At 70.5% G+C, this 24,208-nt stretch carries 21 protein-coding genes; 16 read left to right on the top strand and 5 right to left on the bottom strand.

The genetic code is table 11. The features are described 5' to 3' along the window. Nucleotides 1–33 precede the first annotated feature (33 nt). From CLV46_RS14810 to CLV46_RS16810, 5 genes are all read left to right on the top strand, one after another. Nucleotides 34–387, top strand: coding sequence for a winged helix-turn-helix transcriptional regulator (locus CLV46_RS14810; RefSeq protein ID WP_100365490.1), 354 nt, complete (start codon nucleotides 34–36; stop codon nucleotides 385–387). A 69-nt stretch (nucleotides 388–456) separates the two neighbouring features. Continuing rightward, complete coding sequence (gene panC, locus CLV46_RS14805) at nucleotides 457–1,293, top strand: pantoate--beta-alanine ligase (protein ID WP_100365489.1); 837 nt, start codon at nucleotides 457–459, stop codon at nucleotides 1,291–1,293. A gap of 76 nt (nucleotides 1,294–1,369) precedes the next feature. Next, nucleotides 1,370–2,872: a lysine--tRNA ligase gene (lysS, locus tag CLV46_RS14800; protein ID WP_100365488.1), complete on the top strand. Its 1,503-nt coding sequence runs from the start codon at nucleotides 1,370–1,372 to the stop codon at nucleotides 2,870–2,872. Nucleotides 2,873–2,879: 7 nt separating this feature from the next. Further along, nucleotides 2,880–3,014, top strand: coding sequence for a hypothetical protein (locus tag CLV46_RS17095; protein WP_281253579.1), 135 nt, complete (start codon nucleotides 2,880–2,882; stop codon nucleotides 3,012–3,014). 96 nt (nucleotides 3,015–3,110) lie between these two features. After that, nucleotides 3,111–3,281, top strand: a complete 171-nt coding sequence (locus CLV46_RS16810; RefSeq protein WP_170028598.1) for a hypothetical protein — start codon at nucleotides 3,111–3,113, stop codon at nucleotides 3,279–3,281. 92 nt (nucleotides 3,282–3,373) lie between these two features. On the opposite strand, the gene CLV46_RS14795 is transcribed toward CLV46_RS16810, so the two are convergent. After that, the gene (locus CLV46_RS14795; protein WP_100365487.1) at nucleotides 3,374–4,123 is read right to left on the bottom strand and encodes a nucleotidyltransferase domain-containing protein; all 750 of its coding nucleotides are present in this window, start codon (nucleotides 4,121–4,123) and stop codon (nucleotides 3,374–3,376) included. 63 nt (nucleotides 4,124–4,186) lie between these two features. After that, nucleotides 4,187–5,404 carry an ROK family transcriptional regulator gene (locus tag CLV46_RS14790; protein WP_100365486.1) on the bottom strand — a complete coding sequence of 406 codons (1,218 nt, stop codon included), beginning with the start codon at nucleotides 5,402–5,404 and terminating at the stop codon, nucleotides 4,187–4,189. Nucleotides 5,405–5,488: 84 nt separating this feature from the next. Here CLV46_RS14790 and CLV46_RS14785 point away from each other — a divergent pair, with 84 nt between their 5' ends. The 6 genes from CLV46_RS14785 (at nucleotide 5,489) to CLV46_RS14760 (ending at nucleotide 12,124) form a co-directional block, all read left to right on the top strand. After that, nucleotides 5,489–6,355, top strand: coding sequence for a LacI family DNA-binding transcriptional regulator (locus CLV46_RS14785; protein ID WP_100365485.1), 867 nt, complete (start codon nucleotides 5,489–5,491; stop codon nucleotides 6,353–6,355). Nucleotides 6,356–6,575: 220 nt separating this feature from the next. Then, a complete protein-coding gene (locus CLV46_RS14780) occupies nucleotides 6,576–8,273 on the top strand; it encodes an ABC transporter substrate-binding protein (RefSeq protein ID WP_100365484.1) in 1,698 nt (565 codons plus the stop codon). Between the two features lie 49 nt (nucleotides 8,274–8,322). After that, on the top strand, nucleotides 8,323–9,312 hold the full coding sequence (locus CLV46_RS14775) for an ABC transporter permease (RefSeq protein ID WP_100365483.1): 990 nt from the start codon (nucleotides 8,323–8,325) through the stop codon (nucleotides 9,310–9,312). Nucleotides 9,313–9,324: 12 nt separating this feature from the next. Beyond that, nucleotides 9,325–10,323, top strand: coding sequence for an ABC transporter permease (locus tag CLV46_RS14770; RefSeq protein ID WP_100365482.1), 999 nt, complete (start codon nucleotides 9,325–9,327; stop codon nucleotides 10,321–10,323). Next, a complete protein-coding gene (locus CLV46_RS14765) occupies nucleotides 10,320–11,222 on the top strand; it encodes an ABC transporter ATP-binding protein (protein ID WP_100365481.1) in 903 nt (300 codons plus the stop codon). Before CLV46_RS14770 ends, CLV46_RS14765 begins: the two co-directional genes overlap by 4 nt. Further along, a complete protein-coding gene (locus CLV46_RS14760; RefSeq protein WP_100365480.1) occupies nucleotides 11,219–12,124 on the top strand; it encodes an ABC transporter ATP-binding protein in 906 nt (301 codons plus the stop codon). The genes CLV46_RS14765 and CLV46_RS14760 overlap by 4 nt, the downstream gene beginning before the upstream one ends. Before the next feature lie 25 nt (nucleotides 12,125–12,149). Here CLV46_RS14760 and CLV46_RS14755 read toward each other — a convergent pair whose 3' ends face one another. Together CLV46_RS14755 and CLV46_RS14750 are read right to left on the bottom strand one after the other, a co-directional pair. Continuing rightward, a complete protein-coding gene (locus CLV46_RS14755) occupies nucleotides 12,150–14,291 on the bottom strand; it encodes a glycoside hydrolase family 36 protein (RefSeq protein WP_170028596.1) in 2,142 nt (713 codons plus the stop codon). A gap of 10 nt (nucleotides 14,292–14,301) precedes the next feature. After that, nucleotides 14,302–16,779, bottom strand: a complete 2,478-nt coding sequence (locus CLV46_RS14750; protein ID WP_100365478.1) for a glycoside hydrolase family 2 protein — start codon at nucleotides 16,777–16,779, stop codon at nucleotides 14,302–14,304. A 177-nt stretch (nucleotides 16,780–16,956) separates the two neighbouring features. Here CLV46_RS14750 and CLV46_RS14745 point away from each other — a divergent pair, with 177 nt between their 5' ends. The 5 genes from CLV46_RS14745 to CLV46_RS14725 all read left to right on the top strand — a co-directional run bounded on the left by CLV46_RS14745 (nucleotide 16,957) and on the right by CLV46_RS14725 (nucleotide 23,121). Next, nucleotides 16,957–17,961, top strand: coding sequence for a LacI family DNA-binding transcriptional regulator (locus CLV46_RS14745; protein ID WP_100365477.1), 1,005 nt, complete (start codon nucleotides 16,957–16,959; stop codon nucleotides 17,959–17,961). 128 nt (nucleotides 17,962–18,089) lie between these two features. After that, nucleotides 18,090–19,760, top strand: coding sequence for a glycoside hydrolase family 13 protein (locus tag CLV46_RS14740; protein WP_100365476.1), 1,671 nt, complete (start codon nucleotides 18,090–18,092; stop codon nucleotides 19,758–19,760). A 35-nt stretch (nucleotides 19,761–19,795) separates the two neighbouring features. After that, the gene (locus CLV46_RS14735) at nucleotides 19,796–21,160 is read left to right on the top strand and encodes an ABC transporter substrate-binding protein (protein ID WP_100366087.1); all 1,365 of its coding nucleotides are present in this window, start codon (nucleotides 19,796–19,798) and stop codon (nucleotides 21,158–21,160) included. Between the two features lie 84 nt (nucleotides 21,161–21,244). After that, complete coding sequence (locus CLV46_RS14730; RefSeq protein ID WP_211282208.1) at nucleotides 21,245–22,216, top strand: carbohydrate ABC transporter permease; 972 nt, start codon at nucleotides 21,245–21,247, stop codon at nucleotides 22,214–22,216. Continuing rightward, a complete protein-coding gene (locus CLV46_RS14725) occupies nucleotides 22,216–23,121 on the top strand; it encodes a carbohydrate ABC transporter permease (protein WP_100365475.1) in 906 nt (301 codons plus the stop codon). Before CLV46_RS14730 ends, CLV46_RS14725 begins: the two co-directional genes overlap by 1 nt. A 12-nt stretch (nucleotides 23,122–23,133) precedes the next feature. Here the strand turns inward: CLV46_RS14725 and CLV46_RS14720 are convergent, their stop codons facing one another. Then, entirely contained in the window at nucleotides 23,134–24,093 is a 960-nt protein-coding gene (locus CLV46_RS14720) for a pirin family protein (protein WP_100365474.1), read from the bottom strand. Nucleotides 24,094–24,208: the final 115 nt, after the last annotated feature.

Raw genomic sequence — 24,208 nt, 5'->3', positions numbered from 1 at the left:
GCAAACGTCAGGGAAGTCACTTACTCTAGGTAAGTGATTCCCGCGTATCAGCAGATCGATGACGAGCAGTGCCGTCACTTCCTCTCCGCCGTCGACCTCGTCGGGCAGCGCTGGAGCGGCGCGATCCTGCTCGCTCTCGCCCGCGGTGCGACCCGCTTCTCGGACGTGCGGGCCAACGTCGCCGGCATCTCCGACCGCATGCTCGCCGTGCGACTCAAGACGCTCGCGGCCGACGGCCTCGTCGAGCGCACCATCATCCCGACGACCCCCGTGCAGGTGCGCTACGGACTCACCGAGAGCGGCGCCGAGCTGCTCGAGTCGCTGCAGCCGCTCACCCAATGGGCACACCGCTGGAATCCGGAGCCGGTCGTCGAAGCCGCGGGCTGAGACGTCCGCGCAGCGCCCCGCAGTAGCATCGACACGGCTCCCGACGGTCGGCGGGCCGGGAAGTGCTTCGTGACCCCCGCCGTCTTCACCACCATCGCCGAACTGCGCTCCGCGATCGCGGGTCGCGACGTGGCCCTCGTGCCCACGATGGGCGCCCTGCACGCCGGGCACCTGGCCCTCGTGGACCGGGCGCGCGAGCTCGCGCCGGAGGTCGTCGTGTCGATCTTCGTGAACCCGCTGCAGTTCGGCCCGTCCGAGGACCTCGACCGGTACCCCCGCACGCTCGAGGCGGACCTCGAGGCGCTCGCCGCCCGCGAGGTCGAGTACGTGTTCGCTCCGACCGTCGACGAGATGTACCCGACGGGCGCGGTCGACACGCGCGTCGTCGCCGGTCAGGTCGGCGGCCTCTTCGAGGGCCGCTCACGGCCCGGGCACTTCGACGGCGTGCTCACCGTCGTGGCGAAGCTGCTCAACATCGTGCAACCGCGTCACGTGCTCTTCGGGCGTAAGGATGCGCAGCAGGTGTTCCTCGTGCGGCGCATGGTCACCGACCTGAACCTGCCGGTGCACGTCGAGACGGTCGACACCGTGCGTGAGGCCGACGGCCTCGCCCTGTCGAGCCGCAACCGCTACCTCTCCGACGAGGAGCGTCGCGCCGCACTCGCGCTCTCCCGCGCGCTCGAGGCGGCGGCGTCGTCCGCGGACCGCGGGGTCGACGCCGTGCTCGCCGCGGCCCAGGGCAGCCTCATGGGCGAAGAGCTCGTCGACGTCGACTACCTCGCCGTCGTCGACCAGCGCACCTTCCTGCCCGTCGACGACGACGCGCGCGGGGCGGCCCTCGTGCTCGTCGCCGCGCGGGTCGGCGGCACGCGACTGATCGACAACGAACCGATCGTGCTCGGCTGACGCCCGGAGCGCATCCCGCCACTGGCTAGCATGGGACGGTCCCACCCGGGCCCCACCCTTCTAGCGGAGAGCTGCCGTGAGCGAGTCCCCCACGCCCCCGACCGAACTGACCGAGACCGAGATCTCGGAGCAGAAGGCGGTCCGGCTCGCCAAGCGCGAGCGGATGCTGAGCGAGGGTGTCGACGCGTACCCGGTCTCGTTGCCGATCACCGACACCATCGGTGCCGTCCGTGCCCGCTTCGGTGACCTCGAGCCGGATGCGAAGACGGGGGAGCGTGTCGCGCTCGCCGGGCGGGTCGTGCACCTGCGCAACACCGGCAAGCTGTGCTTCGCCGCGCTGCAGGCCGGTGACGGCTCGCGCATCCAGGCCATGATCTCGCTCGCCGAGGTCGGCGAGGAGTCGCTCGACCGGTGGAAGGAGCTCGTCGACCTCGGCGACCACCTCTTCATCGCCGGCGAAGTCATCTCGAGCCGCCGCGGCGAGTTGAGCGTGATGGCCGACGAGTGGCGGATCGCGGCGAAGGCGATCCTGCCCCTGCCGAACCTGCACACCGAGTTGAGCGAGGAGACGCGGGTGCGCCAGCGTTACCTCGACCTCATCTCGCGCGAGCAGGCACGCCACGTCGTGCGCGCCCGGGCCGCCGCGAACGCGAGCCTGCGCGCCACCTTCGCGAGCCACGGGTACCTCGAGGTCGAGACCCCGATGCTGCAGACCATCCACGGGGGCGCGGCGGCGCGTCCGTTCGTGACGCACTCGAACGCGTTCGACACCGAGCTGTACCTGCGGATCGCGCCCGAGCTGTTCCTCAAGCGGGCCGTCGTCGGCGGGCTCGACCGCGTGTTCGAGATCAACCGCAACTTCCGCAACGAGGGTGCCGACTCCACGCACAGCCCCGAATTCGCGATGCTCGAGGCGTACCAGGCGTACGGCGACTACAACCAGATCGCCGACCTCACGCAAGAGCTCATCCAGAACGCGGCCGTCGCCGTCGCCGGGTCGACCACCGTCACCTGGGCCGACGGCACCGAGTTCGACCTCGGCGGCGAGTGGGAGCGGCTGCCGATGTACGAGTCGCTCTCCGAGGCCGCCGGCGTGGAGATCACCCCGGAGTCCGGTGTCGCCGAGCTCGAGGCGCTCGCCGAGAAGGTGGGGGTCGAGGTCAAGCTCGCCACTCACGGCAAGCTCGTCGAGGAGCTGTGGGAGCACTTCGTGAAGGCGCGCCTCGAGCGTCCGACCTTCGTGATGGACTTCCCCGTCGACACCTCACCGCTCGTGCGGGAGCACCGCTCGAAGGCCGGCGTGGTCGAGAAGTGGGACCTGTACGTGCGCGGGTTCGAACTCGCGACCGGCTACTCGGAACTCGTCGATCCGGTCATCCAGCGCGAGCGCTTCGTCGAGCAGGCCAAGCAGGGCGCGCGCGGCGACGTCGAAGCGATGCGTCTCGACGAGGAGTTCCTGCGTGCGCTCGAGCACGGCATGCCCCCGTCGGGCGGCATGGGCATGGGCATCGACCGGCTGCTCATGGCGATCACCGGTCTCGGCATCCGCGAGACCATCCTGTTCCCGCTGGTGAAGTGAGGCTGAGATGACCAACTTCGGACCCGAGGACCGCGACCCCAACAAGCCGTCGACGACCCGCATCGTGCTCTGGGTGGTGGTCGGCGGCGCCGGCCTGTGGCTCGTGCTGTCCGGTCTGTTCGGCATGATCGCCAAGGGCTGATCCCGCGCTTCTCCGCACACCAGGCTGAGCGTCACGCCCCGGCCCGCTGTCCACCGGGGCGTGACGACGCTCAGGGCGGGAAGGTACACTCGCGGGGTGCCTGACGACTTCTGGGCCAACGCGCTCTTCTCGGTGACCCCGACCATCCTCATCGGCGGCATCTTCTGGCTCGCGATGCGCTCCATCCTCCGCGCCGACCGCAGCGAGCGCGCCGCCTACACGCGCATCGAGGAAGAAGAACGCGCCAAGCTCGCCGCGCGCGACTGAGCCGTCCCGGGCCATCCGTAGCTCCGTTTTCCGTCAGTAGATGCCCTTACGGGCGCGCCGAAAGGGCGTCTACTGACGGGAAACCGCCGTCATCAGCTCGCTTCGACCGCGGCGGCGCAGAGCGAGCGGATGTCGTCGACGAGCGCGACCGGGTCGGCCGTGTCGCGCATCCGTTCGTCCACGGCGTCGCGCAGGCCCGCGCGCTCGAGCAGCGTCTTCTCGTTGGTCACCCACTCGCCGTGGGCGGCCATCACCGCGTGAGCCGCGCACGTGGTCGCCTGGGCGGTCATGCCGAGCGTCTGGGCGAGTCGGCCGTGTGCAGCGAACCCCGCCCGGGCGTAGCCGAAGAGCGCGTCGGCGCGGCCCCACCACTCCCGCGGCGCGGCGCGGCGGAGCGCCTCCGGATACCCGGGACGGGGCAGTTCTCCGTGCAGCACGCGGTTCACCGCCAGTTCGGCGAGCAGCAGGTAGGTCGGGATGCCCGCCAGATGGAACAGGAGCGGCTCGATGTGCACGCGCCCGGCCTCCGCCTGCGCGATCTCGTGCTCGACCGTCGCGAGGTCGCGGTAGTGCACGTCGACACTCCGGTCGCCGATCGTGAGCCACGCCCCGCCGTTGAAGACCCCGCCGCCCCAGCCGCCGATCTCCGACACCTCGCCCGGCCACCCGAGGTCGCGGAGCTGCTGCGGATCGAAGGAGCCGCGGTCGTACACCGCGAAGTCCCAGTCGCTGTCGGGCCGCGCGGTGCCCTGTGCACGAGGCCCGCCGAGCGCGACCGCGCGCACCCCGTCGAGGCCGGCGAGGCTCGCGGCCACGGAGGCGAGGAAGGCGTCGTCGTCCATCCGATCGACGCTAGCGAGCGTTCGCGCCGGCGTCCATGGATGCCGACGCCGACCCCGTCGAACTCAGGGAGCGGCGGCGAACGCGCCGATGCCGAAACGGCGCGGGGACAGCTGTTGCTGCAGCACGAGCGTCGCCGCTCCGACGGCCGCGGCGTCCACGACGTGATGCGAGAGCTGCACCCGCACCCCGTGCAGCTCCCGCGCGAAGAACTCCGCATCGACCCGGCGCTGCACGGCCCGGAGGTACAGGGGACCGGCGATCGAGAACGACGGTCCGGCGAGCACGACCGAGTCGAGGTCGAGGATGTCCGCGAGGGTCACCACCGCGTCGCCGATGTGCTCCGCGGACTCGGCGATCAGTTCGAGCGCCAGCGGATCGCCACGGGTGGCGCTCGCCGCGACGACGTCGAAGTCCGCGAAGGCGTCGCCTTCGCCGAGCACCATCGAGGTGGCGCGGCCGGCGGCGATCGCGCGGCGGGCGGCGGCGGCGACCGCCGCGGGTGCGGCGACACTCTCGATCGTGGCGCCCGGTTCCGACCGCAGGGCGCGCAACTGTCCGATCTCGCCGGCGTTCGAGCTCGAGCCGCGGTACACCGAGCCGCCCACGATGATGCCGGCGCCGATGCCGGCGCCCATGAAGACGGTGCAGTGCGCCACCGAGGATGCGCCGTCGCCTCCCCAGAACTCGCCGACGCCGGCGGCCGTCGCATCGTTGTCGAGCGAGACGCTCAAGCCCGTCGCCGCGGCGAGCCGCTCGCGCAACGGGAATCCCACCCAGGCGGGCATCGTCGGCGACCGCAGGATGCACCCGCGTTCCACATCGAGCGGACCGGGCGTGGCCACCCCGATGCCGAGCACGAGCGAAGGATCCACGTCGAGAGCGGCGAGCAGGCGGTCGATGCGGGCGGCGATGGCGAGGATGCTCTCCGCGGGCTCCCCGGTGCGGACGCCTCGGGTGCGCAACCGGCCGACGACGGTGCCCGTCAGATCGGTCACGACGTAGGTGGTGGAGTCGGCGCCGAGCTGCACGCCGACCGCGAAACGGGCGCGCGGGGCGAGCGTGAGCATCACGCGCGGCTTACCGCCTGTGTATTCGCGTTCGCCGGATTCCACCACGAGGCCGTCGCTCGCGAGACTGCGGACCACGTGCGAGATGGTCGCCTGGGTGAAGCCCGTCGCGGTCGCGAGTTGCACCCGGCTGATGGGGCCCCGGGAGCGGATGAGGTCGAGCACGATCCCGCGGCTGGTCGCGCCCGTGAGGGTCGCTCTGCCCTGCGCCATCCGTCGTCCTTCCGCGCGGGTCCATCCCGTGCCGCGTGCCGGCCCGGCACCCGGACCGTGCGTCCTGTGCGCGATACTGCCAGAGTGCCGCACCCGACCGCTCACGACGAATCATCGCACCGCGGCGACCTCGTCGTCGCTGTCGTGGCCCGTCGCACCCCCGGAGCCGGGGGAGTCGAGCCGTTCTACACCGACCTCGTGCTCGGCATGGAGGACGTGCTCCTGCCGCTCGACGGCGCCGTGCTGTTGCGTGTCATCGACGACCCGGCGGAGGAGACGGTCGACTACCGACGCTGGTCCCGCACCCGCGAGGTGGCCGGCGTCGTCGTGGCCGACTTCGTCGAGGACGACCCGCGCGTGGCTCTGTTGAGCGAGCTCGAGCTGCCCGCGATCCTGCTGGGCGGCGACCCGTCGTGGCCTCTGCCGAGCGTCGACGTCGACAACGCGCGAGCGGTCGAGGATGCGGTCGCGTTCCTCGTCGGTCTCGGTCACCGACGGATCGGCCGTGTCGCCGGTCCCGGTGGGCTGCTGCACACGATCGCGCGCTCCACCGCGTTCGACGCGGCGGTCGCGAGGTACGGCGTCACGGGCGAGAGCATCGAAGGCGACTACAGCGTCGCGTCGGGCGCCGACGGAACCCGCGCGCTGCTCGCCGGATTCGCACCCACGGCGATCATCTACGACAACGCCCTCACCGCGACCGCCGGACTCGAGGCGGCGAAGGCCGACGGCCTCCGCGTGCCGCACGACCTGTCGCTGCTCGCCTGGGACGACTCCGTGCTGTGCCAGTTGAGCGATCCGCCGCTGTCGGTCATGCAGCGGGATGTGCGCACCGTCGGCGCCGCCGCGGCGCGCGGGCTCGTCGACGCGATCCGCGGGGAGCGCGGCACCGTCGTGCACGCGCCGAGCGCGGTCGTCGTCGAGCGCGGCACGACCGCACCGCCCGCCTGACCCGTCCCGGCGCCGGGCCCGCCGGCGTCCGGCTCCGTCGTCGCCGTCCGAGCGACCTGGGATCGTTGTCCCCGATGGGGTCATGACGACGTGTTTCGCCAACTACTTGACCTACTAAATTTAGCAGCGTAAGAATGGGCGTCGACGACGACGTCCTCCGTCGTCGCCTCTCCCGTCCCGCCGCCCTCCCCCGAGGAGGCGGGCCCAGAAAGGACCAACGATGATCCTCACAGCGAACACCCGCCGCCGTTCCACGCGGCGGCGTCTCTCGGTCGCGGCGGCAGCGCTCGCCGCGGTCACCGCCCTCGCCGGCTGCGCGGCCGGCTCGAGCGGCGGCTCCACCTCCGCCGACACTCTGGTCGCCTACACCGGCCAGTCCGGCGACTACCAGATCAACTTCAACCCCTATTCGCCGTCGCAGATCGGCGGCATCGGCACGATCTTCGAAGGCCTGTTCTTCATCACGAACATCAACGCCGAAGAGCCCGTGCCGCTGCTCGGCACCGAGTACACCTGGAACGAAGACGGCACGCAGCTCGACGTCACCCTGCGCGAGGACGTCACCTGGTCGGACGGCGAGCCGTTCACGGCCGACGACGTCGTCTTCACCTTCCAGATGATCCTCGACACCCCGTCGATCAACACCGGCGGATTCGACGGCACGATCACCGCGACCGACGAGACGCACGTCACCTTCACGTGGGACCACTCGGCGTTCACCACCGGCCCCTCCGTACTGAGCCGCACGCCGATCGTGCCCGAGCACATCTGGTCGGAGATCGACCCGACCACCGACGTCATCTCGGAGCCGGTCGGGACCGGCCCGTTCACCCTCGACAACTTCAAGCCGCAGGCCTACACCCTCAAGGCGAACCCCGACTACTGGGACGGCGAGCCGGCCGTGAAGGCGCTCCGCTACGTCTCGCTCTCGGGCAACACGGCCGGAGCGGACGCGCTCGCCGCGGGCACGATCGACTGGCAGACCGGTCCCGTGCCCGACATCGCCAACGTGTCGAAGAACTACCCCGGCTACGAGGCGATCACCGTGCCGCTCAATCAGATGGTGCTGCACACCTGCTCGAGCGTCGAGCTCGGCTGCACCGGTCCGCAGACCGACCCGGCCGTGCGCCACGCGATCTACTACGCGATGGACCGCGACCAGATGAACTCGCTCGCCTTCCAGAACACCGCGAGCGAGGTGTCGCCGACCTTCGCCCTCACCACCTCGCAGGCCGACGCCATCTCCGACCAGGTGGCCGAGCCGGTCGCGCCCATGAAGGCCGACCCCGACAAGGCCGCGGAGATCCTCGAGGGAGCCGGATGGGCGAAGAACTCCGAGGGCATCTACGAGAAGGACGGGCAGCCGCTGTCGCTCACCGTCGAGGTCGTCACCGGATGGACGGACTACATCACCGCGATCGACACCCTCGCGCAGCAGCTGAAGGCGGCCGGCATCGAGGTCAGCGCCGCCCAGTCATCCTGGAACGAGTGGACCGACAAGAAGGGTCGCGGCAACTTCCAGCTCGCGATCGACTCGCTCGGTCAGGGCGCGGCGGCCGACCCCTTCTACCTGTACAACAACTACTTCACGACGAAGAACACCGCCGCCGTCGGAGAGTCCGCGCCGATGAACATCGCCCGGTTCAGCGACCCGGCGGTCGACGCGGCCGTCGAGGCACTGGCCGCGACGAACCCCGACGACGACGCCGCGCGCCAGACGCAGTTCGACATCATCCAGGCGGCCATCGTCGAGAACATGCCGTACATCCCGATCATGACCGGGGGCACCACGAGCGAGTTCAACGCCCAGAAGTTCGAGGGGTGGCCGACGCTCGACGACCTCTACGCATTCCCGGCCGTGTGGGCGTCGCCCGACAACGCCGAGATCTACAAGCGGCTCACCCCGAAGAGCGACTGAGGGGCGGGAACGTGATGGAGGAGCTCGAGACGGTGGGGGATCGGACGACGTGAACTACTTCGTACGCAAGCTGGGGTTCTACCTCGTGGCACTGTGGGCCGCACTGACCCTCAACTTCCTGATCCCGCGCATGCTGCCCGGCAATCCGGTCGACATCCTGCTCGCCAAGCTGCAACAGCGCGGCGGCGTGGTGACCTCCGAGACCCGGAAGGCCTACGAGCTCCTCCTGGGCGGCGACTCCTCGGAACCGCTGCTGTCTCAGTACGGCAACTACCTGGTCAACGTGTTCCGCGGTGACCTCGGACTCTCGGTGAGCTACTTCCCGGCGCCGGTGTCCGAGGTCATCGCGACCTCGCTGCCCTGGACGATCGCCCTCGTCGGCATCGCGACGATCATCGCCGCGGTACTCGGCGTCGCGCTCGGGGCCTTCGTGGGCTGGAAGCCCGGAACGTGGGTCGACTCCCTCGTGCCCTCGACCACCCTGCTCGCCGCGGTGCCGTACTTCTGGCTCGCGCTCATCCTCGTCTACGTCTTCGCGACGACGATGAAGCTGTTCCCCTCGCAGGGCGGCTACGACGTGGTGCTCGACCCGGCGTTCAGCCCCGAGTTCATCTCCTCGACCATCCAGTACGGCTTCCTGCCCGCGCTCACGATCGTGCTCGCCTCGGTCGGCGGCTGGCTGCTCGGGATGCGCAACATGATGGTCTCGACGCTGTCGGAGGACTACATCCTGACGGCGCAGGCGAAGGGGCTCTCGAACGCACGCATCCTGCGCGCCTATGCCGCCCGCAACGCGGTGCTGCCGAGCGTGGCCGGATTCGCGATCTCGCTCGGGTTCGTGGTGTCGGGATCGATCATCACCGAGCAGGTGTTCTCGTACCCCGGTATCGGATCGAAGATGCTCACCGCGGTCACCAACAACGACTACGCGCTCATGCAGGGGTTGTTCCTGTTCATCACCCTGGCGGTGCTCGGCGCGAACCTCATCGTCGACCTGCTCTACGGCCTCATCGACCCGCGCACCCGTGCGCGCAGCTAGGCGGGAGACACCATGACCAACGTCAGCCCCACCACCCAGCCGACCGCCGCCGACGACGCCGACGTGCTCGCGGCCGAGAACGCTCGCCGCGGCGGCACGCCCCCGCGCTCCTCGTGGCGCCTCCTCGTGCCCACCATGACGCCGTGGCTCGCGCTCGGACTCATCATCGTCGGCGCGATCGCGCTGTTCGGCATCATCGGGCCGTTCCTCGTGGGTGACCCGAACGCCATCCGCGACGCGGGGCTCACCGGGCCGACCGGGGAGCATCCGCTCGGAACCACCCAGACCGGGCAGGACGTGCTCGCCCAACTCGCCCACGCCACCCGCGGCTCGCTCATCATCGGACTCATCGTCGGCGTGCTCGCCACGGCGCTGTCGGCCGTGTTCGGCATCCTCGGCGCGTACCTCGGCGGCTTCGCCGACGAGGCGTTCTCGCTGCTGTCGAACGTGTTCCTCGTCATCCCGGGCTTGCCGCTCGTGATCGTGATCTCCGGTTTCGTGCCCCGCGAGTCGCGCGGACTCTGGACGATCGCGGTCGTGCTGGCCGTCACGGGATGGGCCGCGTCCGCTCGCGTGCTGCGGGCGCAGACGCTGTCGATCCGCAATCGCGACTACGTCGCGGCGGCGCGGGTCGCCGGCGAGAAGCCGTGGCGCGTGATCACCGTCGAGATCCTGCCGAACCTGCTGCCGGTGCTCGCGTCGCAGTTCGTGTTCGCGGTCATCGCGGCGATCCTCGGCGAGGCCGGGTTGTCGTTCATCGGCCTCGGCGCGTCGAACTCGTCGACCCTCGGCACGATGCTCTTCTACGCCCAGAACGGTTTCGCGCTGCCGCTCGGGGCGTGGTGGTGGTTCGGTCCTCCCGGGCTCATCATCGCCTTGTTCGGCATGGGCCTGTCGCTCATCAACTTCTCGATCGACGAGATCATCAACCCCAAGCTCAAGAACGTGCGCCTGCACCGCAAGCGTGCCCGCCAGGCACTCCGCCTCGAGCGCAGGAAGGCCGTGCGATGACGACCCTCACCACCCCTCCCGTCTCCGACACCCGCGGCGGAGGCAGCCGACGCCCGGCGGTACTCACCGTCGAGAACCTCTCCGTCGTCTACGAGGTCGAGCGACCCGTCACGGCCGTCAAGAACGCGTCGCTCACCCTCGCACCCGGAGAGATCCTGGGGCTCGCGGGCGAGTCGGGGTGCGGGAAGACGACGCTCGCCTACGCGATCAACCGCCTCCACCGCCCGCCGGCGCGCATCGCCGAGGGATCGATCACGTTCCACGACCGCTCGGGTGACGACATCGACGTGCTCGCGCTCGAGAACGACGAGCTGCGCCGGTTCCGCTGGGACAAGCTGTCGATGGTGTTCCAGGGGGCGATGAACGCGCTCAACCCGGTGACCACGGTGAAGGCCCAGCTCGACGACACCCTGCGCACCCACCGCCCCGGCATGTCCCGGGCCGAGCGCCGGCAGCGGTCGGAGGATGTGCTGCGTCGCGTCGGAGTCGACCCGGCGCGGATGCGGTCGTATCCCCACGAGCTCTCGGGCGGGATGCGCCAGCGCGTCATGATCGCGATGGCGATGCTGCTCGAGCCGCAGCTCATGGTGATGGACGAGCCGACGACCGCGCTCGACGTCGTCGTGCAGCGCGACATCCTGCGCGAGATCGTGCGGCTCAAGGACGAGCTGTCGTTCGCCGTGATCTTCATCACGCACGACCTGCCACTGCTGCTCGAGATCAGCGACCGCATCGCGGTCATGCTCGCGGGTGAGATCGTCGAGCTCGCTCCGAGCGACCAGATCTACCGCGCGCCGACGCACGACTACACGAAGAAGCTGCTGGGGTCCTTCCCCAGCCTGAGCGGCGCACGCGGGGCATTCATCCGCTCGGGCGTCGACGAGGAGGAGGCGCGATGACGAGCGTCGAGGTGCGTGACCTGACCAAGGACTTCAGCCTGCGGAAGGGCCTGCGGCGGACGCCGTTCCGGGCCGTCGACCGCGTCTCGTTCGACCTGCTGCCCGGGCGCACGGTCGCACTGGTGGGGGAGTCCGGGTCGGGCAAGTCGACGATCGCGCGGATGCTGGCGAAGCTCGAGAAGCCCTCGTCGGGGCACATCGACGTGCGACTCGACGACCGCACGCCGGTGATGGGTTCCCTCTACCGCCGGCACGTGCAGATGGTCTTCCAGGATCCCTTCGCCTCGTTGAACCCCTTCCACTCCATCGAGCACCACATCGCGCGGCCGCTACTGCTGCACCAGCGCACGCGCGGCGCCCGGGAGACGAACCAGCGCGTGCTCGAGATGCTCGAGCGGGTGAACCTCACGCCCGCCGGGGAGTTCGCCGCCCGGCGCCCGCACGAGTTGTCGGGCGGGCAGCGCCAGCGCGTGGCCATCGCGCGGGCGCTCGCCCCCGGCGCGCAAGTGCTCATCGCCGACGAACCGGTGTCGATGCTCGACGTGTCGATCCGCCTCGGGGTGCTCAACCTCATGGGACGGCTGCAGCGCGAGGACAACCTCGCCGTGCTCTACATCACCCACGACCTCGCCACGGCGCGGCACTTCTCCGACGAGATCCTCGTGCTCTACCGGGGACGCGTCGTCGAGCGTGGACCGGCCGACGCGGTCATCCTCGACCCCCACCACGACTACACGAAGCTGCTCGCCCTCGCCGCTCCCGACCCGGAACGCCCGGGCAAGGTCGTGTCGTCGGAGACGACCTTCGACCGCTCGGCCCTCGACAACTCCGTCTGCTACGACCATCACCGCGGCGAATGGGTGCAGGCGGGCTCGACGACGACGGCCACCGCCGCGGCGTGAGCGGCGGTCGCCGGGCGACCGCCGTTCAGGCCTCGCGCAGCCGCAGTACGCGCGCGCTCGGGGCCTCGACCGTCGTGTGGACGGTGAGCACACCCGCGTCGGGGTCCCATCGCCACTGCCAGCCGTTCGGCTGGGCCGGGAAGTACGGCTCCACGGCGAGTCCGCGGCCGCGCAGCGTCGGGAACGGCAGCGCCACCTCGGGCTCCGCCCCGGGCCGGCGCCACACCGAGAGGTGCACCGCGTCGTCGGCCCCGAGGGCGAGCGCCACCCACGGCGCCTCCCAGTCCGGCAGCCCCAGCGGCCACAGCGCCGTCGAGCGGGTCAGGGCGGGCAGGAGCGCCTTGTGCGCGGCCACCGCCTCGGCGACAAGGGCGCGACGTGCGGGTGCCATGCGGTTGAGGTAGCCGGACAGGTACATCCGGCCGAGCATGCCGTTCACGAGGGAGAGGGTGAACAGCTCGTCGTCCATCCGCTCGTTCGGGTACGCCCAATGACCCGCCTGTTCCGGCAGGATCGACGCCGGCGCGGCCGCCGCGATGGGCGCGTACATCACCGGGTCCTGCTGGTCGGAGGTCGACTGGAGGTGCAGCCGCGAGAGCATCGCGTAGTCCATCCGCATCGCGCCCGACGAGCAGTTCTCGATGAGCAGCTGCGGGTGCCGCGCCTGCACGTCGTCGATCCAGTCGAGCAGCGCGCGGGAGTGCCCGAGCAGCCCGGCGCCGGCCGAGAGGCCGTGCGCGTCGGATCCCGGTCCGGGCATCGTGTTGTGGTCGAGCTTGATGAACGCGATGCCGTACTCGCCCACGAGGCGGTCGACGACCGCGTCGACGTGGGCGCGTGCGGCCGGGTCGCGCAGGTCGAGCAGGTGCCGGCCGTGCTCCGCGACGCGCACGCCGTCCCGCGAGAAGAAGGCGGAGTCGGGCAGCGAACGGGCGAGCGGCGAGCGCACCCCGACCACCTCCGGCTCGAGCCAGAGCCCGGCGACCATCCCGTGCTCCCGGATGCGGTCGATCACTTCGCGGATGCCGTGCGGGAAGCGGCTCGCCGCCGGCTCCCACGCCCCGACCGAGTCCCACCAGGTGCCCTCGGCGTACCACCCGGCGTCGATGCAGAACGCATCGGCACCGGCCTCGGCGGCCGCGTCGATGAGCGGCAGCAGCTTGTCGCGCGTGGGGTCGCCCATGAGCGTGTTCATGTAGTCGTTGAACACGACCGGCAGGGTGTCGTCGACGGGCCGGTGCCGGCGGATGGCGCGGCGCTGGGCGGTGAGGGCGGCCAGCGCGCCGTCGGCTCCGCCGCGGCCGACCGCGAGCGACACGGGCACGGAGACGAAGGGCTCGCCCGGAAGCAGTCGATGCGACCACTGATGCTCCTGGTCGGTCGGGCCCGCGAGCAGCAGGTACGCCCCGGACCGCGTCTCGCCCAGTTCGTACAACCAGGGTCCGTTGTGCTCGACCTGCCACGCGCTGCACAGCGCGTCGCGGTCGCCGTCGGTGGGCAGGAGCACGCCCGTCGGCAGCGCCTCACCGGTCGACCAGGCCCCGCGCGAGCCGATCACGTATCGGCTGCGCGGCGGGTGGTGCTGCAACTCTCGGTCGATGCGCGCGAGTCCGATGCGCCGCAGCGGCCGGCGCTCCCAGCGGCTCTCGGCCACCCAGTCGCTCGCGGCCGACAGCAGGTCGAGCCCGTCGATGCCGCGTCCGGTCGCGTCGTAGACGGCCCCGGTCGCGAGGCTCGAGACGAAGTCGAGCACGAGCGGAGTGTCGCACTCGATCTCGGTCCAGGCCCGCACGGCCGGTACACCCTCGGCGACACGGAACACGCTCGTCGCGACGAGGCTCGTGTCGGCGTCGGTCTGCCGGATGCGCAACTCGCGGCCGCCGTCGACCTCGCGATCGTGGTGGTCGAGGTAGCGCAGCCGCCGTCCGATCACCGTGTCGACGTGCCGGTAACCGCCGGGGAAGCGGCCGTGTCCGTGCGCCGACACCTCGACGAGCGGTTGATCGCGGTGCGGGTCCGCCCGGCGGTCCGTCGGTTCGAGACGGGCGGCGCCGCCCGCGGCGTCGGCCACCGTGATGAGAGACACGGCGGCGCCGGGGTCGACGAGGAACGACAGGGCGATGCGATCGCCGCCCCATCGGAGTTCCCGGGCATCTTGCGCGTTCACGGACATCCGCTCAGACCGATGCGTCGGCGAGGCTCTGCTCGTCCCGCGCCGTTTGCGACGCGCCCAGCCGGCCCGCGTGGCGGAGCACGAGCGGCGAGGTCACCGCATCCGCCTCGAGCGGACCGTCGGCGGTGAGCTCGAACACCGCGCTCTCGCCCGGCAGCAGCGACACGAGCGACGCGTCGACCGATGCCGAGCGGTGGGCCCGGTCGGCGAGCACGACGATGTCGCGCACGTACGAGCGGGCGGTCACCGTCAGGCGCGCCCCCGTCGCCGTCGGCTCGACGCGCGTCTCGAACGGGTCCGCGTCGAGCCGCTGGTCGATCACCTCGGCGAAGTCGTGGATCGCCCGGCCGAAGTCCGGCGCGGTCGCGACGAGCACCTCCGTGCCCGCGTCGCCGGCCGTCGCCAGGTCGGCGGGGATCGCGACGACGAGGGTCGAGCGGGCACCGACCTCGGCGGGCAGCGCGGCCTCGGCCATCCGCTCGCCTCCGAAGCCGACGCGCTCGAACACGATCTCGCCCGTCCACGGCTCGGCGGTGTCGTTCACGAGCACGAGCGTCGGTCCCTGCTCGCTCGGCTGCACGGTGACGAGGCGCGGGCGGTACGCCTCGCGGAGCGCGAACCACAGCGGCTTACGCCGCTCCTCGAAGTCGACCGCCGCCCACGACACGACCGGCCAGTCGTCGTTGAGCTGCCAGACGATGCAGCCGGTGTTGTACGGGGTGAGCGAGCGGAAGTACTCGATGCCGAACCGGATGGCGTGCGCCTGGTTGAGCTGCGTCGCGAAGTGCCAGTCGTCGATCGTGGCCGGCTCGGGCAGGTGACCCGCCATGCCGCGCGCGAGCTTGAGGTTGCCTTCGTGCGCCTTCTGGTGCACGAGCATCTGGTGCCCGTACGGGTCGAGCGGCTCGTCGTGCACGACGTCGGTGAGGGTCGTCCAGGCCGGAGGGCCCTGGAACCCGAACTCCGCCACGAAACGCGGACGCCATTCGCGATAGGCGGTGTAGTCCTTCTGGTTCCACACGTCCCAGATGTGCACGGTGCCGTCGGCGTCCTCGTTCGGGCGCAGGTAGTCGTCGAACGAGAACGGGCTGCCGGGCGTGTACGGGCGGGTCGGGTCGAGCTCGGCCAGGATGCCCGGGAAGATGCGGCGGTAGTACCCGTCGCCCCACGTGCGGCCCTTGAGATCGTCGCGCCAGCCCCAGTCGGCGTAGGCGACGATGTTCTCGTTGTTGCCGTTCCAGATCACGAGCGACGCGTGCGGCGAGAGCCGGGTCACCGCCTCGCGTGCCTCCGCCTCGATCTCGGTGGAGAGCCACTCCTCCTCGGCGTAGGCGGCGCACGCGAGCAGGAAGTCCTGCCAGACCAGCACGCCGCGTTCGTCGCACAGGCGGTAGAAGTCCTCCGACTCGTAGATGCCGCCACCCCAGACCCGCAACAGGTTCATGTTGGCGTCGATCGCGTCGTCGATGCGCCGCGAGTAGCGTTCGGGCGTCATCTCGGTGAGGAACGCGTGATCGGGGATCCAGTTGGCGCCGCGGATCCACACCGGTTCGCCGTTGACGCGCAGCACGAAGCGGTGCCCGTGCTCGTCGGGACGGGTGTCGAGTTCGAGGGTACGGAAGCCGACCCGGCCCTCCCAGCGGGAGTCCCCGGCCGTCACGGTCACCTCGTACAGCGGTTGTTCGCCGTGGCCGAGGGGCCACCACAGCTCGACGTCGGGCACGACCGCGACGATCTCGCCGTCGTGGCGCACGACGCCGCTCGCGGTGACGGTCGACCCGGCGCGCGACACCGCCACGGTCACCGGCACGTCGTGCGGCACGCCGTGCTGCTGCAGAGCGACGTGCGTGCGCAGCACACCGGTCGTGCCCGCCACGTCGACGAGCGGGCGCACCGAGTCGATGCGCACGCGGCTCCACGACTCGATGCCGATGGGGCGCCAGATGCCGCTCGTCGCGACGTCGATGCCCCAGTCCCAGCCGAAGTTCGACGCGTTCTTGCGCAGCGCGTTGTAGGGGTGGTGGTTGACGCGGGGAAGTGGCCCGCCGTTCTCGGCCTCGAGCCGCTCGGCGGCGTCGACCGGTGCCTCGAACTCGACGGCGATCGTGTTCTCACCGGCGACGAGCAGGTGGCCGATCGGGAGGCGGTAGGAGCGGTGCTGGTTGCGCGTCTGCGCGACGACCGTGCCGTTCACGATCACCGTCGCGAGGGTGTCGAGCCCTTCGGCGACGAGGTCGTGGCGCTCATGCTCGTCGGGCGTCCAGTCGAAGGTGCGCTCGTAGCGCCAGACCGTACTGCCGATCCACTGCTGGGCCGCCTCGTTGTCGCCGTCGAACGGCGCGTCGATGAGGCCGGCGCGCAGCAGGTCGGTGTGCGCGCATCCGGGCACCACCGCGGGGATCGCCACCCCCCGCAGGTCGTCGGGGGCCTGTCCGGAGACGGCGGTGAGCTTCCACTCTCCGTCGAGTGAGCGGTGGGTCATGACGTATGCCTCTCGAAGTCCATGGGGCGGCAGTGCCCCCGGTTCATTTTCGTAAGTAACTTAAGTAAGGTCAAGAGGCGGGTGGGTCCAGCCGTCGATCGGCCTCCTCGGTGCGTGTCGGCCCGGCTGGGCGCGATGGTCGGGACCGCTTTGCAAGTTCTTGCGTAGAGTTGCGTCATGTCGAGGCGGTTGGCTGACGTCGCACGTCAGGTCGGAGTAAGCGAAGCCACGGTCAGTCGCGTGCTCAACGCGAAACCCGGGGTATCGGAGGCGACGCGCAACGCCGTGCTGACGGCATTGGACGTGCTCGGCTACGAGCGACCGAGCAAGCTCCGCGGCGATCGTGCCCGATTGGTGGGGCTCTTCCTGCCCGAGTTGCACAATCCGATCTTCCCCGCGTTCGGCGAACTCGTCGGGGGCGGGCTCGCGCAACACGGGTACACGCCGGTGCTGTGCACGCAGAGCGCCGGCGGGATCACCGAGGCCGACTACGTCGACCTGCTCCTGCAGCAGCAGGTGTCGGGTGTGGTCTTCGTCGGCGGCCAGTACACGCAAGGGGAGGCGCCGCACGACCACTACGCGCGCCTCTTCGACCTCAAGATCCCCACCGTGCTCGTCAATGCGCCGGTGCCGGGCCTGCAGTTCCCCACCGTCTCCACCGATGACGCCGTCGCCGTCGAACTCGCCTGGAAGCACCTCGTGCAGCTCGGGCACCGCGAGATCGGACTGCTGCTCGGTCCCGCCGACCACGTTCCGTCGCAGCGCAAGCGGGCGGCCGCGGAGCGGATGGCGAAGGAGAGCGGCCTCGCGCTGCCCGACTCCCGCATCGTCACGACCCACTACAACCTCGAGGCGGGTCAGGCGGGCGCGGCTCGCCTGATCGCCGGGGGAGCCACTGGGATCATCTGCGCGTCCGACCCACTGGCCCTCGGGGCGATCCGCGCGGTCCGTCGGGCCGGCAAGAACGTGCCGGACGACGTCTCGGTCGTCGGGTTCGACGACTCGGCGCTCATGAACAGCATCGACCCACCCCTCACAACCGTGCGGCAGCCGATCGAGCCGATGGGGCGGATGCTGATCGAGCTGCTCGTCGCCCAGCTGGCGGGCGGAACCGCCGTCGCCGAGGAGTACCTCTTCGAGCCCGAACTCGTCGTGCGCGGCAGCACGGGACGCGCCACCTGACGCGTAAGCGGGCGCAAGCGACTGCAATATTGCGCGCAAAAGTTTAGTTCTTGCATCAGTTCGTCGGTATCGCTACATTTCGAGCACCCCTTCCGTGCCGTCGATGACGCCGACCGAGAGCAGCTCCTGTGGACGCACCCGTCCTTACCGCCGCAGCCCCCGCCGTGGCGCACGACGCACCCGTGGCACCGCCGACCGACGATCCGCAGTGGTGGCGCCGCGCGGTCATCTACCAGGTGTACGTACGGTCCTTCGCGGACGCGAACGGCGATGGGACCGGTGACCTCGCCGGGGTGCGCTCGAGGCTGCCGTACCTGAAGGAGCTGGGCGTCGACGCGCTCTGGTTCACCCCCTGGTATCCGAGCCCGCTCGCCGACGGCGGGTACGACGTGGCCGACTACCGCGGCATCCACCCGCAGTTCGGCGACCTCGAGGAGGCGGAGGCGCTCATCGCCGACGCGCTCGCGCTCGGTATCCGCACGATCGTCGACGTCGTGCCCAATCACGTGTCGAGCGAGCACCGGTGGTTCCAGGAGGCGCTCGGCTCCCCGCCGGGCAGCCCCGAGCGGCAGCGGTTCTGGTTCCACCCCGGAAAGGGCGAGAACGGCGATGAGCCGCCCACGCGTTGGCCGAACAACTTCGCCGGCCCCACCTGGACCCGCACGACGAACGCCGACGGCACCCCCGGGGAGTGGTACCTGCACCTCTTCGACCCCCAGCAGCCCGACCTCAATTGGAGCCACCCGGATGTCGTGCGCGAGCACGAGGAGGTTCTGCGGTTCTGGTTCGACCGCGGCGTCGCCGGCATCCGCATCGACTCCGCCGCGTTGCTCGTCAAAGACCCGGCGCTGCCCGAGGTGCCGGCGCTGCCCGCGCCCGGCGAGCATCCCAACACCGACCGCGACGAACTGCACGAGATCTACCGCGGGTGGCGCCGGGTGGCCGACGAGTACGACGGCACCCGCGTGCTCGTCGGCGAACTGTGGCTGCCGGATGCCGACCGGTTCGCCCTCTACCTGCGGCCCGATGAACTGCACACCGCGTTCAACTTCGACTTCATGACGCGGGCGTGGCAGGCCGGCGAGCTGCGCTCGTCGATCGACCTCATGCTCGCCGTCCACGCGCCGGTCGGCGCCCCGAGCACGTGGGTGCTCGGCAACCACGACGTGACCCGGCCGGTGACCCGCTACGGCCGGGCCGACAGCTCGTTCGCGTTCGCGAAGAAGCGTTTCGGCACCCCCACCGACCTCGAGAAGGGCACCCGGCGCGCTCGCGCCGCGGCTCTCCTCGCCGCCGCTCTCCCGGGCAGCCTGTACGTGTACCAGGGCGACGAACTCGGTCTGCCCGAGGTCGAGGACCTGCCCCTCGAAGCGCTGCAGGATCCGATGCACCACCGCTCCGGCGGCATCGACCCGGGCCGTGACGGCTGCCGCGTGCCGCTGCCGTGGAGCGGGTCGGAACCGCCGTACGGGTTCGGCGGGACGCCCTGGCTGCCGCAACCGACGGACTGGGCGGCGCTCACCGTCGAGGCGCAGGAGCGCGACCCCGGATCGATGCTGTCGCTCTACCGCGCCGCCCTCCGCATCCGGCGCCGCGCGCTGACGACCGAGGCGATGACGTGGCTACCGAGCGCTCCCGACGTGCTCGCGTTCGACCGCGACGGCCTCGTGTGCGTCGTGAACCTCTCCGAGACCCCCGTCGCGCTGCCCGCGCACGAGGCCGTGCTGCTGTCGAGCGTCGAACTCGACGACGGCGCGCTCCCCCCCGACTCCACGGTGTGGCTACGACCACAGCACTAGCCGCCGGAGAACCACCAGAGATGAAAGGCAAGACGATGAAGTCACCCCGCACGATCGTCGCGAGCCTCGCCGCGGTCGCCACCGTCGCGAGCCTCGCCGCGTGCTCCACCGGCGCCGGAGGCGAGAGCGGCAAGCTCGAGCTGCGCGTCGCGACCTTCCCGCCCGGCGCCGACGCCGCGGCCTACGAGGCGTTCGAGGAGCAGGAGAAGCAGTTCGAGAAGGACAACCCCGACATCGACGTGGTCGGCGTCGAATACGAGTGGGAGGGCCCCACCTTCGCCGCCCAGCTCGCCGGCGGGAGCCTTCCCGACGTGTTCACCGTGCCGTTCACCGATTCGAAGACGCTGCTCGAGAACGGACAGCTCACGGACGTGACGGCCGAGGTCGAAGAGCTCGGCTACGCCGACAAGTTCAACCCGGTGATCCTCGCCGAGGTGCAGGACGCCGACGGCAACATCTTCGGCTTCCCTCGGCAGGCGTACGCGATGGGCCTGCACTACAACCGCGACCTGTTCGAGCAGGCGGGGCTCGACCCCGATTCGCCGCCGACGACCTGGGATGAGGTGCGCGAGGCGGCGGACGCCATCGCCGAGGCCACCGGCAAAGCCGGTTACGCCCAGATGACCTCGAACAACACCGGCGGCTGGCAGCTCGCGGCCGCGGCGGCCGCCCGTGGCGGACGCATCCAGGAGGACAACGGCGACGGCACGTACACGTCGACGATCGCGAACCCCGGCACGGTCGCCGCCCTCGAGTTCCTCAAGCAGCTGCGCTGGGAGGACGAGTCGATGGGCAGCAACTTCCTGCTCGACTGGGGCACCATCAACCAGGAGTTCGCGGCCGGCAACATCGGCATGTACACGAGCGGCTCCGACGTCTACACCGCTCTCGTGCGCGACTTCTCCGCCGACCCCGACAGCTACGGACTGACGGTGCTGCCGCTCGAGGGCGAAGACGCAGGTCCGCTCGGCGGCGGCGACATCGCCGTCATCAGCCCGAGCGTCTCCGAGGAGGAGAAGGCGGCCGCGGTCGAGTGGATCGACTGGTACTACATGCAGAAGCTGCTCGACGAGGACGCCGCACGCCGTGACGCCGAGGCGCTCGTCGCGAGCGACCAGGCCGTCGGTACGCCGGTGCTCCCCGTGCTCGACGAGGAGACCTACCAGCAGTCACGCGAGTGGATCGCCGACTACATCAACGTGCCGCTCGACCAGATGTCCGGTTTCTTCGACGGCGTCTTCGATCAGCTGCCCGTCGGCGAACCGAAGGGCAGCACGCAGGAGATCTACGCGCTGCTGGACCCGATCGTGCAGGCCGTGCTGACGGACCCCGACGCCGACATCGACGCGCTGCTCGAGAAGGCCGACGCCGACGCCCAAGCGCTCCTCGACGGCGAATAGCACTGACGACGACAGGCGACGGATGCTGCGGGCGGGCCCGCATCATCCGTCGCCATCGCCCACCCGCGGCGAGGAAGGCACACCATGACGACGATCGACGAGGCGCCCGTCCTCATCGACAGCGCGCGCACACCCCCATCGGATGCGCCGCCGCGCGCGAGGAGACGCCGATCGCCGGCGACCTGGCTGAGCGGCGGGGGACTCGCGAATCTGCTGTTCCTCGCGCCCACCATCGTGGTGTTCGCACTGTTCAGCTGGTCGCCCATCGTCCAGTCCGTCGTGATGAGCCTGCAGCGCACGAACCTCATCACGTGGGAGTGGGTCGGACTCGACAACTTCGCCAACGTGCTCGCCGACCCGCTGCTCGGCACCGCCGTGCTCAACACCCTCTGGTTCGCGGTGCTCGCGCTGCTGTTCGGATTCCCGCTGCCGCTCGCGCTCGCCGTGCTGATGAGCGAGGTGCGGCGTGGCAAGGGCGTCTACAGCGCCCTCGCCTACCTGCCGGTCGTCGTGCCGCCGGTCGTCGCGGTGCTGCTCTGGAAGGTGTTCTACGACGCGAGCCCCACCGGATTGTTCAACACCGTGCTGGGCTGGTTCGGCGTTCCGCCGCAGACGTGGTTGCAGGCCTCCGAGACGGCGATGCCCTCGCTCGTGCTCGAGGCGACGTGGGCCGGGGCCGGCGGCAGCGTGATCATCTATCTCGCCGCACTGCTCGCCGTGCCGCCGGAGCTCTACGACGCCGCCGAGGTCGACGGCGCCGGGGTGTGGCGCAAGGTGTGGCACGTGACCCTCCCGCAGTTGCGCGGGGTGCTGTTCGTCATGCTCATCCTGCAGGTGCTCGCGACCGCGCAGGTGTTCCTCGAGCCGTTCCTCTTCACCGCAGGTGGACCGAACAACGCGACCGTCACGGTGCTGCTGCTCATCTACCGCTACGCCTTCCAGAACAGCCTCGGCGGCGACTACGGCGAGGCGACGGCACTCAGCGTGATGCTCGCGATCGCGCTCGCCCTGCTCTCGTTCCTGTACTTCCGACTCACCGAGAAGTGGAGCAGCTGATGGCGCGCGCATCCGACACCCCCGCGGACCGCGGTCTGCTCTCGAGCATGGAGCGGCGCAAGACGGGCGTGCGCGCCTCGATGACGCTCGTGCACCTCGTGCTGTCGATCGGACTCGTGGTCGCCGGGCTCGGGCCGATCCTGTGGCTTGCGAAGGCGGCCCTCACCCCGACGCAGGACACCCTGCGGCAGCCGCTCGCGCTCTTCCCCACCGGAATCGACTGGGCGAACCTCGAGCAGGCCTGGGTCGACGTGCACATCGACCAGTACTTCGTGAACACGCTCGTGATCGCGTTCGGGTCGTGGTTCTTCCAGTTGTTCATCGCCACGACGGGCGGATTCGGTCTCTCCGTGCTGCGACCGCGGTACGCGCGGATCGTCGAAGGAGCGGTGCTCGCGACCCTGTTCATCCCCGCGGTCGTGCTGCTCGTGCCGCTGTACCTCACGATCGTGCGCCCGCCGCTGCTCGGTGAGGACGCAAGTCTGCTCAACACCTACTGGGCGGTGTGGCTGCCGGCCGCCGCGAACGCGTTCAACATCCTGCTCGTGAAGCGGTTCTTCGACAATCTGCCGCGCGAGGTGTTCGAAGCGGCCCGCACCGACGGGGCGAGCGCCCTGCGCCTGTTCTGGTCGATCGTGCTGCCGATGTCGCGGCCCATCCTCGGTGTGGTGTCGGTGTTCGCGATCGTCGCCTCGCTCAAGGACTACCTGTGGCCGTTGCTCGTGCTGCCGGATCCCGCGGTGCAGCCGCTCTCGGTGCGCCTGCCCGCGATCCAGCAGTCGGTCGAACTCGACGTGTTCCTCGCGGCGCTCGCCATCTCGACGCTCGTGCCGATCGCGCTGTTCCTCGTGTTCCAGCGCGTGTTCCTGCGCTCGGCGGGCCTCGGCGGTGCGGTCAAGGGCTGACCGCGACGCGCGTCAGCCGCGCGGCGCGAGCCGCACGTTCGGCAACTCGGGGGCCGGCAGAGCCGGGCCGTCGAAGTCGCGGATGATGCCGAATCGGCCGTCGTCCGCGGCGCCGGCGATCACCTCCGCCTGCCAGCGGGCGCGGGACTCGACGACGTCGTCGTGGCTGCGGCCGACGAAGTTCCACCACATCACGATGCGCTCACCGAACGGCTCCCCACCGATGAGCACGATGCGCGCCGGTCCGTCGACCGCTTCGAGCTCGAGCACGTCGGAGCCGGGCGGGAGGTACCCGAGGTGGTCGGCGGGCACGTCGTGGCCGCTCATCCGCACCGCCGCGCGGTCCGCGAGCACCCCGTGCTCGAACGCCGGATCGACCGCGAGCCGCACGCGCCCGCCGGCGGGCAGGTCGATCTGCGCGCCGACGAGCGGCGAGAACACGGTGGCCGTGCTCTCACGTCCGGCGAGCGCGCCGATGAAGACGTGCACGGTGGCGTCGTCGACCTCGACCGGTTCGGGGATGAACCGCTCGAAGAAGGGCGGATGCTCGCGTTGAGCCTCGGGCAGGGCGAGCCAGAGCTGGGCGCCGTGCAGCACATCCGACCGGTCCGTCGACACCTCCGAATGCTGGATGCCGTGGCCCGCGGTCATGAGGTTCAGCTCGCCCGGACGCACCATGGCGTGGGCGCCGGTGCTGTCGCGGTGCTCGATCTCGCCCGCGAACAACCAGCTCACGGTGGCGAGGCCGGTGTGCGGATGCGGCGGCACCACCATCTGCTTCGGTTCCGGACCGTAGTGGTCGAGGAAGCACCACGCGCCGATCAGACTGCGGCGGCGCTGCGGCAGGGTGCGACGTACCTCCATCGCGCGCGGTCCGCCGAGGGGCACGAGCCGCGGCTCGAGCAGCTCGAACCCGTCCGGTGCCGGGCACTCGAGGAGTAACGCCGCCGGGTCGCGCTCGAGGTTGCTCACGCTCGCATGCTACGCCCGGCCCGGGCGCCGCAGCGGTCGCGGTCGGCGCATCAGGTCCGCTGGACCGTCGAGCGTGCCTTCTCCGGACGTTTCACGCCCCCGGCGACGCCGAATC

Source organism: Diaminobutyricimonas aerilata, assembly GCF_002797715.1.
GTDB classification, from domain to species: domain Bacteria; phylum Actinomycetota; class Actinomycetes; order Actinomycetales; family Microbacteriaceae; genus Diaminobutyricimonas; species Diaminobutyricimonas aerilata.
The sequence above is the reverse complement of the archived record's forward strand: the minus strand, read 5'-3'. Positions and strand labels throughout refer to the sequence as shown.

What these genes read in the sequence shown, in the direction of transcription:
- CLV46_RS14795 (WP_100365487.1), bottom strand. Translation starts at nt 4,123, where the DNA reads ATGGACGACGACGCCTTCCTCGCCTCCGTGGCCGCGAGCCTCGCCGGC.
- CLV46_RS17095 (WP_281253579.1), top strand. Translation starts at nt 2,880, where the DNA reads ATGACCAACTTCGGACCCGAGGACCGCGACCCCAACAAGCCGTCGACG.
- CLV46_RS14750 (WP_100365478.1), bottom strand. Translation starts at nt 16,779, where the DNA reads ATGACCCACCGCTCACTCGACGGAGAGTGGAAGCTCACCGCCGTCTCC.
- CLV46_RS14735 (WP_100366087.1), top strand. Translation starts at nt 19,796, where the DNA reads ATGAAGTCACCCCGCACGATCGTCGCGAGCCTCGCCGCGGTCGCCACC.
- CLV46_RS14790 (WP_100365486.1), bottom strand. Translation starts at nt 5,404, where the DNA reads ATGGCGCAGGGCAGAGCGACCCTCACGGGCGCGACCAGCCGCGGGATC.
- CLV46_RS14745 (WP_100365477.1), top strand. Translation starts at nt 16,957, where the DNA reads ATGTCGAGGCGGTTGGCTGACGTCGCACGTCAGGTCGGAGTAAGCGAA.
- CLV46_RS14780 (WP_100365484.1), top strand. Translation starts at nt 6,576, where the DNA reads ATGATCCTCACAGCGAACACCCGCCGCCGTTCCACGCGGCGGCGTCTC.
- CLV46_RS14725 (WP_100365475.1), top strand. Translation starts at nt 22,216, where the DNA reads ATGGCGCGCGCATCCGACACCCCCGCGGACCGCGGTCTGCTCTCGAGC.
- CLV46_RS14770 (WP_100365482.1), top strand. Translation starts at nt 9,325, where the DNA reads ATGACCAACGTCAGCCCCACCACCCAGCCGACCGCCGCCGACGACGCC.
- CLV46_RS14730 (WP_211282208.1), top strand. Translation starts at nt 21,245, where the DNA reads ATGACGACGATCGACGAGGCGCCCGTCCTCATCGACAGCGCGCGCACA.
- CLV46_RS14765 (WP_100365481.1), top strand. Translation starts at nt 10,320, where the DNA reads ATGACGACCCTCACCACCCCTCCCGTCTCCGACACCCGCGGCGGAGGC.
- CLV46_RS14760 (WP_100365480.1), top strand. Translation starts at nt 11,219, where the DNA reads ATGACGAGCGTCGAGGTGCGTGACCTGACCAAGGACTTCAGCCTGCGG.